Here is a 13,538-nt window from a genome sequence, read left to right as displayed (position 1 = left end):
AGCACGATGCCGGATGACGGCGTCAGAGCGCGGCGGGCTTGACCCAGGAAAGGATCCGACTTGGACCTGCGCATCGACTATTCCGCAAAGCTGGACGAGGCCCTTGGCCGTCTGCACGAAGAGGGTCGCTATCGCACCTTCATCGACATCGAGCGGCGGCGCGGACAGTTTCCGCATGCGACGTGGACAGACGCGGACGGGACCGAGCGCAACATCACGGTCTGGTGCGGCAACGATTACCTTGGCATGGGCCAGCATCCGGTGGTTCTGGCTGCGATGCATGAGGCGATAGACGCCACCGGTGCAGGGTCGGGCGGCACGCGCAACATCTCGGGCACGACGGTCTATCACAAGCGCCTCGAGGCCGAGCTGGCCGATTTGCATGGCAAGGAGGCATCGCTGCTCTTTACCTCGGCCTATATCGCCAATGACGCCACGCTCAGCACGCTGCCCAAGCTCTTTCCCGGCCTGATCATCTATTCCGATGCGCTGAATCACGCCTCAATGATCGAGGGCGTGCGCCGCAATGGCGGGGCCAAGCGGGTGTTTCGCCATAACGATGTCGCCCATCTGCGAGAGCTGATGGCTGCGGATGATCCGGCGGCGCCCAAGCTGGTTGCCTTCGAAAGCGTTTACTCGATGGATGGCGACTTCGGCCCGATCGAGGCGATCTGCGATGCCGCCGACGAATTCGGCGCGCTGACCTACATTGACGAAGTTCATGCGGTGGGCATGTATGGCCCGCGGGGCGGCGGCGTGACCGAGCGGGACGGCCTTGCGCAGCGCATCGACATCATCAACGGCACGCTTGCCAAGGCTTATGGAGTCATGGGCGGGTATATCGCCGCCTCGGCGCGCATGTGCGACGCGGTGCGCAGCTATGCGCCGGGCTTTATCTTTACCACCTCGCTTGCGCCTGCCGTGGCAGCGGGCGCGGCGGCCAGTGTCGCGTTTCTCAAGACCGATCAGACCCTGCGCACGCGCCACCAGACGCAAGCCAAGATCCTCAAGCTGCGCCTCAAGGGGATGGGCCTGCCGCTGATCGATCATGGCAGCCACATCGTGCCGGTGATCGTTGGAGATCCCAAACATACCAAGCAACTCAGTGACATGCTGCTTGAGGGCTATGGTGTTTATGTGCAGCCGATCAACTACCCCACCGTGCCGCGCGGGACCGAGCGTTTGCGCTTTACCCCGTCGCCCGTGCATGGCCCGGCAGAGATGGATCATCTGGTTTCGGCGATGGACGCACTGTGGAGCCAATGTGCGCTAAATCGCGCCGAGTTGAGCGCGTAGATGCCTAATTGATGCAAACGCTATTGCGGTGTGCTAGCTTGCCTGAAAACAAAGAGCATGGTCGAATCGGGACATTCGACACAGCGCTTGTGGGCACTGAGGGGCAGTTTGCATGATTTTGCGCCGGTTTTCGCGAAAGAACACCGTAGAAGAGGCAGAGCCGCGCGGCTTTGACTCCTTCGATCTGCGCTTGGGCGATCTCATGCGCGGCGAGCGTGCCACGATGGGCAAATCGCTGCTGGACGTCGAGCGCGAGCTGCGCATCAAGGCCAGCTACGTCGCGGCCATCGAAAATGCCAACCCCGATGCCTTTGATACGCCCGGCTTTATCCCCGGCTACGTGCGCTCCTACGCGCGCTACCTCAATATGGATCCAGACCGGGCCTTTGCGACATTCTGCAACGAAAGCGGGTTTTCCATCGCGCATGGCATGTCTGCCGCCGCTTCCTCGGTGCGGCGGAGCGATATGCCCATGCCCCGTCCGATGGGACGCGGCGATGCGCGCCTGACAGCACCCAGCACGCCTTTCATCCCTGCATCCGAGAGCATTTTCAGCCGGATTGAGCCGGGTGCCATCGGGTCAGTCGCCGTTCTGGTCGCGCTGATCGGGGCCATTGGCTATGGTGGTTGGAGTGTTTTGAACGAGGTACAGCGCGTGCAGGTCGTGCCTGTTGAAAATACGCCCGACGTTCTGGCCGACCTTGATCCACTTGACGGTGTGGAGACGACCCGCACGGCCAGCGATTCGGAAACGAATGTGGCGGAGCGCGCTGGCATGGCCGCCCCGGAAAGTGAAACACTCGACCGGCTCTATCGTCCCGAGGCGCTGGATCTGCCGGTGCTGGTGGCGCGTGACGGACCTATATCCACGCTTGACCCGATGCAGGGCGGCACGCTGCCCGGCGTCTCGGTCGCTTCGGCCGAGCCATCAGAGCCATCTGAACTTGAGCCGAGCGCCATTGATGCCGCCATCGCATCCGTCATCAGCCCCCAAGTCGGCCCACAGGTCAGTCTACAGGTCGTGGCAGAGACGCCCAGCGGTGTTCAGATGGTGGCCGTTCGCCCCGCATGGGTGCGTGTGCGCAGCGCTGATGGCACCACGATCTTTGAGGGGGTCATGAATGGTGGGGACACCTATGACGTGCCGATGACCGAAGTGCCGCCGACGCTGCGTGTGGGCGAATCCGGGGCGATCTACTTCAAGGTTGCAGGCCAGCACTATGGCCCCGCCGGTCCGCGCGGCGCTGTCACATCCAATCTGGCGCTGGCGCCCTCTGATTTGACCGGCACGTTCGACGTTGCAAATCTTGCGCAGGACGCGGATCTGGAACGCTATGTGGCCGAGCTGAGTGCCGATCTTGGCGCGTCCGCAGCGCCCCAACCGACCGAGTAGGCAACAGGGCAGGCCACCCAGAAGGCGGCAAGCGCCGCTTGGCGATTGAAGCCCGGTAGCAACCGTCCTACTTGTAGAAGGAACGCAAGCCCGGCGGCGCCCGTCGTCGAAGGAAGGACCGTCCCATATGTCGTTGAATCCCATACGCCCCTGGCGCAACATCGAGCGCCGCCAGAGCCGCCAGATCCATGTCGGCAACGTGCCCGTGGGTGGCGGCGCGCCGATCTCGGTTCAGACGATGACGAATACCGCCACCACGGATGTCGCGGGCACCGTCGCGCAAATTCAGGCGGCGGCGGATGCGGGCGCCGACATCGTGCGCGTGTCGGTCCCTGACGAGGCGTCCTCCAAGGCGCTCAAGGATATCGTGGCAGAATCGCCCGTGCCCATCGTCGCCGACATCCACTTTCACTACAAACGCGGCATCGAGGCCGCCGAGGCGGGTGCGGCCTGCCTGCGCATCAATCCTGGCAACATCGGCAGCCCCGACCGCGTCCGCGATGTGATCGCGGCAGCGCGCGATCACGGCTGTTCCATCCGGATCGGGGTCAATGCCGGCAGCCTTGAGCGTCATCTGCTGGAGAAATACGGCGAGCCGTGCCCCGACGCGATGGTCGAGAGCGGGCTGGAGCATATCCGCATCTTGCAGGATAACGACTTTCACGAGTTCAAGATCAGTGTGAAGGCGTCCGACGTCTTCATGGCCGCCGCCGCCTATCAACAACTGGCCGAGGCAACCGACGCGCCCATTCACCTTGGCATCACCGAGGCGGGCGGGCTGATCAGTGGCACGGTCAAATCGGCGATCGGCATGGGCAATCTGCTCTGGGCCGGGATCGGCGACACGATCCGCGTGAGCCTCAGCGCCGATCCGGTCGAAGAGGTCAAGATGGGCTTTGAAATCTTGAAGTCCCTGGGACTGCGCCACCGGGGGGTCAACATCATAAGCTGCCCCAGCTGCGCGCGTCAGGGCTTTGACGTCATCAAGACGGTCGAGGCGCTGGAGCAGCGACTGGAGCACATCAAGACGCCCATGAGCCTGAGCATCATCGGCTGCGTGGTCAACGGGCCGGGTGAGGCACTGATGACCGATGTCGGGTTTACCGGCGGCGGGGCAGGCTCGGGCATGGTCTATCTGGCGGGCAAGCAAAGCCACAAGCTGAGCAACGAGCAGATGATCGAGCATATCGTCGAGCAGGTGGAAAAGCGCGCCGCCGAAATCGAGGCAGGCGCGGCCACAGAAGTGGCTGCCACTGAGTAAGCGGCCAAGTAGCCTGCGCGCAGGGTAGGCGCGCAGGCACAATGATCGCGGTTCAGCCTCGGATGTCCTCGACGATCTCCTGCATCCCCGCCAGCGGGATATACCCGCGCAAGATCTGGTCCTCCATGATGAAGGATGGCGTTCCCGAAATCTGGAGAGCCCGGCCAAGCGCCTGATTTTCGGCAATAACTTGGCTTACAGCGTCGTCGTCCATATGCGCGGTGATCGCCTCGGCGTCCAGCTCCAGTGCCTCGGCAAGGCGCGTGAGGGCAGGGATGGCCATGTCGCCCTTGTAGGTCATCATCGCGTCGTGGATCGCCTTGTAGGCTTCGTCGCCCAATTGCTGCTGGGCCGCGATGGCAAAGCGCGCGGCGATGGTCGATTCCTCGCCCAGGATCGGGAATTCCTTGACGATGATGCGGATATTGCCGTCCGTGGCGATCAGCTCTTCGACCTCGGGAAAGGCGCGTCGGCAATAGCCGCAGCGATAATCCATGAATTCCACGATGGTCACGTCGCCCTCGGGGTTGCCGCCGACCCATGAATGACCGTCATCAAAGATCGCGTCGGCGTTCTGCGAAATCAGATCCCCGTCGTTGGCGCTCTGAAGATCCTGCTGGCGCTGCTCCATGATCGCAACCGCCTCGAAGATGACCTCGGGATTTTCCAGCAGGTAGTCGCGCACGCGCGCTCCAAAGGCGGCATCCTCCGTCGCCGCGGCGGCTGGTGCGGCCTGGCTTTCCTCCTGTGCCGCAGGGGCCGCAGGTTCAGGGGTGGTCTCCGGCGCGAGCAGCGCGGTCAGTGCGGATCCGGCGGCAATCACGCCGACCCCGGTCAGAATGGCGGTGCGGTTCATCGGCATGGTCTCCGTAGGGTGAAAGTCATGGTGGTTCGGCGCATCTCGGGTTATCGGCGCGCGGCTTTGGCGGCAGAAAGCACATCCTGCGCGCGTTGCCAACCGCCCGAGCCATTTGGCAGCAGGCCAGAGGCGTGCGTGGCGTGTATCTCGGCATCATCCAGCCGGCCAATCATCGCATAGCGCTCGGCGGTGACCAGCGAGGCCATACCGTTCTGTCCTGACTTGGCATAGGCCACGGCCAGATCGCGCATCACGCGGGCATCGCGCCCATCGCGTGAGCGAGCTTTCTCCAACACTTGAAGCGCCTGCCCATGTTGCCCCTGCGCCACCAGTGCGCGCCCGTAGGAGCCCAGGATCAGCGGATGGTTCGGTGCCAGATTGACGGCGGTGCCATAGGCATTCGTGGCGGCGCCGAATTGTCGGTTTTCCATAAGGATCTGGCCGCGCAGCTCGTGATAGAATGGATCATTCGGACGCGCGGCAATGGCGCGGTCCATTGCGGCGATGGATTTTTGCAAATTCGACTGCCGGTGCCACGCGACAGCCGTCCGCATGTGGCCAACATCGGCAAAGCCGCCTTCTCCGGCGCGGTTGATCGTCCATTTCGGACTGCGTTGAAATGCCGAAAGCTTGCCCTTGGCGCGGGCGAACCAATAAAGATCGGAGTTGGAGGGCGGCGTCTTGCCCTCATAGGCGGCGGTCAGGCGTTTGAGCACGCGCACGCGGTCCGACGACATCGGGTGCGTGCGTGCGTAAGGATCCTGCCGCGCCGCCGATAGCGCCTCTTGGCCGCGAAAGATGTCCATGACGGCGACCGCGCCCGACGGATCGCGCCCCGCGCGCACCATGTAGCGCACGCCTGCGCTGTCGGCGCTGCTTTCCTCGGCGCGGGTATGCGCGAACAAGAGCCGCGTGGCGGTGCCTTGCGCACCCGCCGCGATCCCCGCGGCGGCGGAGGCATTGCCAGAGATCGCGCCCGCCGCGGCAGCCAGCGCCATGCCGAGCCCCGCCGCCGTGCGCGCGTTGCGCATGTTTTGCGGGCGGCGCACCAGATGGCCGTTGGCAATATGTGCGGCCTCATGGGCCAGCACCGATTGAAGCATTTGGGGCGTCTCCATCTTCAGCAGAAGGCCCGAGTGGATGAAGATCGTCTCGCGGTCGACCACGAAGGCATTGAGAGAGCGGTCGTCGATGACCAGCACATCGGTGCGCGCCGGATTGAGACCCGCCGCCTGGAGGATTGGCGCGGCAAGTTGTCCCAGCGCGTGTTCGATATCGGGATCGCGCAGCAGCGTCACCGCGCGCGCAGGCTGCGCGAGGGTGGTCGCAACAAGGCACAGGGCAAGCACGAGGCAGGCCGGGAACGTGCGAAGGTGGCGCATGGGCGAACCTCGTGAATGGGCGTGAAAAAGCGCGAAAGACCCGTTCACAGTAGGGACAAACCGCCGCTTGCATCAACCCCCCGACGACCATGCTCCGCTGATCGTGATGGGCTGGGCGCCGGGCGTTTCAGGTGCTAGAACCAGTCGTAATGGCGCCCGCAGGGTGGCGCTGGGAATTGGGCCTTTTTGACGATGAACTCTTGGATCCTTGCGCTCGCGCTTGCTGTTGCCGCCACCGGGATAAGTAGCGGCTCTGACGCCGCCGCGCAGCAGGGCGATTTTGGCGCGCTGGCCCGCCTTGATGCAGACGCCAGCGCGATCACCGAGGTGCGGGGCGCGATCCAGGTCGATCTGGCGCTGAGCCAAGGGGTGCCGTTTCGCATCTTCACCCTTAATGCGCCGCCGCGCATCGTCGTCGATTTCCGCGAGGTGGATTGGGCGGGCACACTTGGCCCCGAACTGGTCCAGACCGAGCTTGTCACCTCGGCGCGCGTCGGCGGGTTTCGTCCGGGCTGGTCGCGCATGGTGCTTGCGCTGGCCGGGCCATACGCCCTTGCGCAGGCGGGGCTGACGGGCGATCCGAATTCCGCAGGCTCGAACCTGCGCTTGCTGCTTGAGCGGACCACCCCCGAGGCCTTTGCTGCCGGGGCGGGCGTGCCCGATCAGACCGGCTGGGATTTGCCTGAGCCGGCGGATGTGGGCACCAAGGTGCAGGCCAAGGCGACTGCCGATCTGGTGGTCGTACTCGATCCCGGTCATGGGGGCATTGATCCCGGTGCGGGCGAGGGCGAGGTCTTGGAAAAGGACGTGATGCTCAGCTTTGCGCGCGAGTTGAAGGAGGCCCTCTTGCGGCGCGGCGATGTCAGCGTCGTCATGACGCGCGACGATGACAGCTTTGTCTCGCTTGAGCGGCGGGTGGCGATCGCGCATGGTGCCGATGCGGATCTCTTTCTGTCGCTGCATGCGGATTCGCTGGGCGCGGGACGCGCGCAGGGGGCCACCCTCTACAAGCTGGGCGATGAGGCCAGCGATGCCGCGAGTGCCGCGCTGGCCGAGCGGCATGACCGCGCCGACATGCTGGCGGGCCTCGACCTGAGCGGCACGGACGATGTGGTCGCGGATGTGCTGATGGATCTGGCCCGAATGGAGACACAGCCGCGCTCGGATCTCTTGGCGCGTGCGCTCTTGATCGGGCTCGAGGAGGAGGGGCTGCCAACCAATTCCAAGCCCATTCGCACCGCCAGCTTCTCGGTGTTGAAGTCGCCGAATGTTCCGTCGCTACTGCTTGAGCTGGGGTTTCTGTCGAACGGGCGCGATCTGGACAATCTGATCGACCCCAAATGGCGCGGGCGCATGGCGCAGGCGATCGCGGACGGGATCGGCGCGTGGATGATCGCGGATGAGGCCAATGCAGATCTGGTGCGCCAATGACGCAGGCGCGCCCAGCAAATGCGCGGATCTTGGCCCAGCGATGGCGCGCTTGTGTTTTGACGTCGAGCGCGGCGGCGCATATACGGGCGGCTATTCCGTCTGAGAAGGGGCGCGTGTGCTTCGACATATCCTGATATTCTTTGGCTCGATCTTCAGCCTGATCACCATGGGCATCATGATGGTTGCGCTGAGCATTGGCGCGATCTTCTACATCTATGGCCGGGATCTGCCGTCGCACCAGAGCCTTGCCAATTACACCCCCCCGACGATCAGCCGCATCTTCTCGGGTGAGGGCCGCATCATCGACGAATTCAGTCGCGAACGACGCCTCTACACCCCCGCCGACGAGATCCCGGCGCTGGTCAAGGAGGCGTTCATTTCCGCAGAGGACAAGAATTTTTACACCCATGGCGGTTATGACGCGCGCGGCATTGCAGCCGCCGTTTATGAGGCGATCCAGACGCGCGGTCGCCGGGTGCGCGGCGCCTCCACGATCCCGCAGCAGGTGGTCAAGAACTTCCTTTTGTCGGGTGATCGCCGGATAGAGCGCAAGATCAAGGAGATCATCCTTGCCACGCGCATCGAGGAGGCGTTGACCAAAGAGAAGATCCTCGAGCTCTATCTCAACGAGATTTTCCTTGGGCAGAACAGCTATGGCGTTGCCGCCGCCTCGCAGACCTATTTCAACAAGTCGCTCGAGGAATTGGCCCCCCACGAGGTGGCCGTTCTGGCGTCGATGCCCGCCGAGCCCAGCAATTTTCACCCGGTGCGCAACCACGACAGGTTGCTGGCGCGCCGCGACTACGTGCTTGGCGAGATGCAGCAGAACGGCTATATCACGCAGGCCGTCTATGAGGCCGAAGTGGCGGAGCCCCTGCGCAGCGTACAGAGCGGAGATTTCGAACCGTTCTCGGCCGACCTGCCGCCGCGCGACTATTTCACCGACGAGATCCGCCGCCAGCTGAGCCGCGATTTCGGTGAGGGCGAATTCTTTTCCGGTGGCTTCAGTGTGCGTGCGACGGTCGACCCAGAAATGCAAGCCGAGGCGGCGGTGGCCCTCCAAAGCAAGCTGGAGGAATACGATCGCAATCTGGGCCGCTGGCGCGGCACGGGCAAGACGCTGCCCGCCGAAGTCCTTGAGAGCGAAGAGGCATGGCGCGAGGCGCTGTCCGATGTCGACATCGCCCGCGACGTCGAACTCGGCAGCCAGTGGTATCCCGCCGTCATCCTCGGGATCGAGGACCAGCAGATGCGCATCGGCATCGAGGGGGTCGAGGAAGCCGATGACGCGCCGCATGTGATCCCGCGCGAAGACATCTCGTGGCTGCCAGGGAATTTCCAGGAAACCTTTGATGTCGGCGACGTCGTGCATGTGCGTCGCATGAGCCAGGACGGTGCGTTCGTCCGCTGGTCGCTGAGGCAGGTGCCCGAGGTGCAGGGCGGCTTCATGGCGATGGACGTGAACACTGGCCGCGTGATCGCGATGCAGGGTGGTTTTTCCTATCAGGATTCCGTCTTCAACCGCGCGACCCAAGCCAAGCGCCAGCCCGGCTCAAGCTTCAAGCCCTTCGTTTTTGCGGCGGCCCTCGACAGCGGCTACTCACCGGCAACCGTCGTGGTCGATGCGCCGATCGAGGTGGATACGCCGGACGGCCTCTGGCGGCCGCGGAACTCGTCGAACAAGTTCTATGGGCCGACGCCCCTCAGGACTGGCATCGAGCAATCGCGCAACCTGATGACCATCCGCCTCGCGCAAGAGGTCGGGATGGACACGGTCGCCTCCTATGCCGAGCGGTTTGGGGTTTATGACAGCATGGGTCCGTATCTGGCCAATGCGCTGGGGTCCGAGGAATCGACCGTCTATCGCATGGTTGCGGCCTATGCGATGTTTGCCAATGGCGGCGAACGCGTCGAGCCGACACTGGTGGACCGGGTGCAGGACCGTTATGGCCGCACGGTCTATCGCCACGATCCGCGCGCGTGCACCGATTGTGACGATCCCAACATTTCGCCGGGTCGCAGCCCGCGCATCGTGTCGAACCGCGAACGCGTGATTGACGCGATCACAGCCTACCAGCTGACCTCGATGATGGAGGGCGTGGTGGAGCGCGGAACGGCGGCAGGCAATGTGAACCTGTCGGTTCCCGTCGCGGGCAAGACCGGGACGACCAATGACGCGCGCGACGTTTGGTTCGTCGGCTTTACCAGCAATATCGTCGCGGGCTGCTATATCGGCTATGATCAGCCGCGCAGTCTGGGACGGAGCGCTTATGGCGCCGGCATGTGCGGGCCGGTCTTTACCCAGTTCATGCAAAAGGCGACGGCAAAATACGGTGGCGGCGAATTCGATGTGCCGCCCGGCGGGCACTTCATCAAGATTGATCGCTTTACCGGCGCCCGTCTGGCCGATGATGCCTCCGGTCCAAATGTCGTGGCCGAATACTTCCGCGACGGTGAAGATCCGATGTTCGGTCTTGCCTTCGATGGCGGCTTTGCAATGGGCGACGACCTGGAGCTCTATGTCGAGGGGCAGGGCGAGCAGGTACGCGACGTGACCACCTCCAGTGGCGAGACCGGCCAGGTTGGCGACCGGGCCACTTTCGGCTCGATGAGTTCGGGCGGGCTGTATTGACTGTTCCACATTGCGTCAACAAGGGGCAGGCAGGCCGCCACGGCTTGCCCGCCCTCCGATGCTGCGGTATCAGGCAGGTGACCACTCAGGAAGGCCCAGATGCGCGCTGAAATTCAGAATATCACCCAAGAGATCCAGACATCGCTCGAGCTGCTTCGCCAGCGCCTGGGCTGGGAAACGGCTCAGCACCGGCTGGAGGAGTTCAACGCGCGTGTGGAGGATCCAACGCTTTGGGATGATCCCACGAGGGCGCAAAAGCTGATGCGCGACCGCCAGGCTTTGGTGGATGCGCTCAAGACGCATGATGACATCAACCAAGAGCTTTCGGATAACGTCGAACTGATCGAAATGGGCGAGGCCGAGGGTGACGCGGATGTCATCACCGAGGCCGAGACCGCGCTCAAGGCGCTGCAAAAACGCGCCGCCGCCAAGGAGCTGGAGGCGCTGCTGAACGGTGAGGCGGACGCCAACGACACCTTTCTGGAAATCAACGCGGGGGCGGGCGGCACCGAGAGCTGCGACTGGGCCAACATGCTGGCACGGATGTATGTCCGCTGGGCCGAAAAGCGCGGATATACCGTTGAATTGCAATCCGAGAGTGCGGGCGAAGAGGCCGGGATCAAGTCGGCTGCCTACAAGATCAGCGGACACAACGCCTATGGCTGGCTCAAATCGGAAAGTGGCGTGCACCGCCTCGTGCGGATCAGCCCGTTTGATTCAGCGGCCAAGCGGCACACCTCCTTCAGCTCGGTCTGGGTCTATCCCGTGGTCGATGACGATATCGAGATCGAGGTGAACCCCGCCGACATCCGCATTGACACCTACCGCAGCTCGGGCGCGGGTGGCCAGCACGTCAACACGACCGACTCCGCGGTGCGTATCACACACCATCCGACCGGAATCGTCGTGACCAGCTCGGAAAAATCGCAGCACCAGAACCGCGATATCGCCATGAAGGCGCTGAAATCGCGCCTCTACCAGCTAGAGCTGGACCGCCGCAACGCTGCCATCAACGAGGCGCATGATGCCAAGGGGGATGCCGGATGGGGGAACCAGATCCGCAGTTACGTCTTGCAGCCCTACCAGATGGTCAAGGATTTGCGGACTCAGGTCGAGACGTCGGATACCAAGGGCGTTCTGGACGGTGATCTGGACCAGTTCATGGCCGCTACGCTGGCAATGGATGTGAGTGGCAAGAGCCGGGCGGAGGCGCAAGGCGACTGAGCGCCGCGCCTAGCCCTGAGCTGCGGGTTCTGAGTATTTTCGGAACAATGAAAGCCGGGATGTGGCAGGATTGCGAACCGCGCTCGCCTTTGATCTGTGCCCTTTCCGTGAGACGTAAGCCCCTAGGCCACGCATGAAGGGAAGGGCTGGTTTGTTCAGGTCGGCTGATGCGATGAGGCTAAGGCCTCGGTCCGCTTGTCCATCCGTGACGACTGCCTCGTTCATGCGTTGGTCACCGCGCGGTCGAGGGCTGCGCCATTCCACCCAGATTTGGACGGCGCGCGAGAATAAGGCGACGTGCTTTGATCCTGCGCGGGGCGGGCACTCAGGAGCATTATCGTGCCGCTAGCGGAACGGCTGATCCAGTCGCAGCAGTCGCGCGTGGAATGGCGGCAGCTCATCGATGCTCAGCAGGGCCTTGCCGCGTGCAGCGGCGAGAATGGCGCCTGTGTCACGGCCCAGATGCTCGTACACCATGCGGGCGGCGCGGATTCCGGTGATTTTTTCGCGAACCGTTCGCGTCACATAGCCCTCCCAAAGATTTGACTGAAACGATGTCTCGGGCGCTAGGAAGTTGAACGAGCAGGCCAAGGAATTGCGATGGGTGACGAGGATCAAAATTCCCTCCTCCTGGCGCATCACGATCCCCTTGAACTCGCGGTCCCGCCGGGCTGTTGAGAGGCCCTGACGTCGCAGCGCATCCAGCGGCTCGCTGCCGCGCAGAAAGGTGTATCCATCCTTGCGGTGAATATACACCAGCCCGCGCACGAACAGCGTTTCATCGACAAAGCTGCGCCGCACGAAGCGGTAGATTCCGCTTGGAAAGAGTTCTTCGGGGACTGACACGGGCTCGGAGCCGAAAAAGCCGGCGACGGCCGGGTGGCTGAGCAGATCGAAGGAGGCCGATTTGAGGTCGCCTGCCGGCTCGAGCAGAATGCGCGCATCTGTTCCGAAAAACTGGCATATCCGGTGCAGGACGTCCGGGCGTGGAAAGCTTTCGCCACTGAGGTAGCGGTTGAACTGCGTGCGATTGATTCCGAGGTCGCGGCAAAGCTCGGCCACGGAAGGGTATTCGGCGCTGAGTCTGCGCAGGTTGTCGCCGAAGATCGCGCGCAACTGGGCTGGGTGGGTCTCTGTCGCGGAGGACGGTTTATGGGTATGGGGCGTCAATGCTGCGTCCTCAGAAAAGGCGCAAGTCGCGTTGAAGCTGTGGGTGGTTCATGGTCGTCATAGCCCGTTTGGTGTAAATGGCCCGGCAGTTTGCACTACATCATACCTCAGATTGATTGTCACGAAACGTGACGCTATTCAGCGTCAGATTTTACATGTTATGACACAAATAGACCTCGTTTACGCCCGATTCAAACATGGCCTCCGACGCTCGAAAACGACATCTTGGTTCGTGAGCCAGGTCAAGGGAAATGCACCAAGGGTGCGGCAACCGGGACTTGGGAAACAGCAGCCGATAAGGCGGCGCTCACGCAAGGCAATTGGGGATAGCTAAATGTATGGAGTCGTTCTTTGGACAGATCAACGTCAAAATCGCGCTGTTATCTGGTGTGAGGACCACGGTGATCTGGCCTTTTACCGCGGAGCCGAAGGCGCTGATGCGGCAATGACAGCGGGCGATCTGGTGGAGTTCGATCTGCGCGATGGCGGCGACATGCGCCTGGCCGACACTCCGCGTCTGATCACCCAGCGCAGCCATCCAAGCCTTACGAGCGAGTTGAAGAAGGCCGGCGCGCGGCTTGGTGTGCTGCAAGGGGCGCCGCGCCGCATGGTCAACCGCGATCATGGCGCCAATGTCATTCCACTGCGCGAGGCACGTGTGGCGGCCTATGCCTGAGAGCCGAACGCTCACAGGTGAAAGTAGGGGAATCTTGATGTGAGAGGGCGGGCCCATTTGTTGCAAGCCCCTTACCAGATGTGTTGTAGAATGCGCGTCGCTTCGGTGTCAACGGCGGAGACAAAACCGGCCACGTGGCGGCGCAAAACCAGGCCAGTGGCGGGGTGCCAAGCGCCATGGCACGTGCGCTCCCCAGATAGCTGGCGCGTGCCAT

The 13,538-nt window shown here is 63.1% G+C and carries 11 protein-coding genes; 8 read left to right on the top strand and 3 right to left on the bottom strand.

Annotated elements, in window-relative coordinates:
- Positions 1 to 72 precede the first annotated feature (72 nt).
- From hemA to ispG, 3 genes are all read left to right on the top strand, one after another.
- Positions 73 to 1,296, top strand: coding sequence for a 5-aminolevulinate synthase (gene hemA, locus V8352_RS14335; protein WP_336425038.1), 1,224 nt, complete (start codon positions 73 to 75; stop codon positions 1,294 to 1,296).
- A gap of 112 nt (positions 1,297 to 1,408) precedes the next feature.
- Entirely contained in the window at positions 1,409 to 2,689 is a 1,281-nt protein-coding gene (locus tag V8352_RS14330) for a helix-turn-helix domain-containing protein (protein ID WP_336424980.1), read from the top strand.
- Positions 2,690 to 2,816: 127 nt separating this feature from the next.
- Entirely contained in the window at positions 2,817 to 3,950 is a 1,134-nt protein-coding gene (gene ispG / locus V8352_RS14325; protein WP_336424979.1) for a flavodoxin-dependent (E)-4-hydroxy-3-methylbut-2-enyl-diphosphate synthase, read from the top strand.
- Positions 3,951 to 4,002: 52 nt separating this feature from the next.
- On the opposite strand, the gene V8352_RS14320 is transcribed toward ispG, so the two are convergent.
- Both V8352_RS14320 and V8352_RS14315 read right to left on the bottom strand, forming a co-directional pair.
- The gene (locus V8352_RS14320; RefSeq protein WP_336424978.1) at positions 4,003 to 4,806 is read right to left on the bottom strand and encodes a DsbA family protein; all 804 of its coding nucleotides are present in this window, start codon (positions 4,804 to 4,806) and stop codon (positions 4,003 to 4,005) included.
- Positions 4,807 to 4,856: 50 nt separating this feature from the next.
- Positions 4,857 to 6,191, bottom strand: coding sequence for a M48 family metalloprotease (locus V8352_RS14315; RefSeq protein ID WP_336424977.1), 1,335 nt, complete (start codon positions 6,189 to 6,191; stop codon positions 4,857 to 4,859).
- 192 nt (positions 6,192 to 6,383) lie between these two features.
- On the opposite strand from V8352_RS14315, the gene V8352_RS14310 reads away from it, so the two are divergent.
- The 4 genes from V8352_RS14310 to prfB all read left to right on the top strand — a co-directional run bounded on the left by V8352_RS14310 (position 6,384) and on the right by prfB (position 11,478).
- Positions 6,384 to 7,622, top strand: a complete 1,239-nt coding sequence (locus V8352_RS14310; RefSeq protein ID WP_336424976.1) for an N-acetylmuramoyl-L-alanine amidase — start codon at positions 6,384 to 6,386, stop codon at positions 7,620 to 7,622.
- Entirely contained in the window at positions 7,600 to 7,725 is a 126-nt protein-coding gene (locus V8352_RS14305; protein ID WP_336424975.1) for a hypothetical protein, read from the top strand. The genes V8352_RS14310 and V8352_RS14305 overlap by 23 nt, the downstream gene beginning before the upstream one ends.
- A 12-nt stretch (positions 7,726 to 7,737) precedes the next feature.
- Positions 7,738 to 10,254 carry a penicillin-binding protein 1A gene (locus tag V8352_RS14300; RefSeq protein ID WP_336424974.1) on the top strand — a complete coding sequence of 839 codons (2,517 nt, stop codon included), beginning with the start codon at positions 7,738 to 7,740 and terminating at the stop codon, positions 10,252 to 10,254.
- 99 nt (positions 10,255 to 10,353) lie between these two features.
- Entirely contained in the window at positions 10,354 to 11,478 is a 1,125-nt protein-coding gene (gene prfB, locus V8352_RS14295) for a peptide chain release factor 2 (RefSeq protein ID WP_336424973.1), read from the top strand.
- 345 nt (positions 11,479 to 11,823) lie between these two features.
- Here the strand turns inward: prfB and V8352_RS14290 are convergent, their stop codons facing one another.
- Complete coding sequence (locus V8352_RS14290; protein ID WP_336424972.1) at positions 11,824 to 12,648, bottom strand: helix-turn-helix domain-containing protein; 825 nt, start codon at positions 12,646 to 12,648, stop codon at positions 11,824 to 11,826.
- A gap of 445 nt (positions 12,649 to 13,093) precedes the next feature.
- On the opposite strand from V8352_RS14290, the gene V8352_RS14285 reads away from it, so the two are divergent.
- Complete coding sequence (locus V8352_RS14285; protein WP_336424971.1) at positions 13,094 to 13,324, top strand: hypothetical protein; 231 nt, start codon at positions 13,094 to 13,096, stop codon at positions 13,322 to 13,324.
- Positions 13,325 to 13,538 lie beyond the last annotated feature (214 nt).

Origin of the sequence: Roseovarius sp. D0-M9 (assembly GCF_037083805.1) — a bacterium.
Lineage (GTDB): Bacteria > Pseudomonadota > Alphaproteobacteria > Rhodobacterales > Rhodobacteraceae > Roseovarius.
Note: the sequence above shows the minus strand (reverse complement) of the source record. Positions and strands in the feature narration are given on the sequence as shown.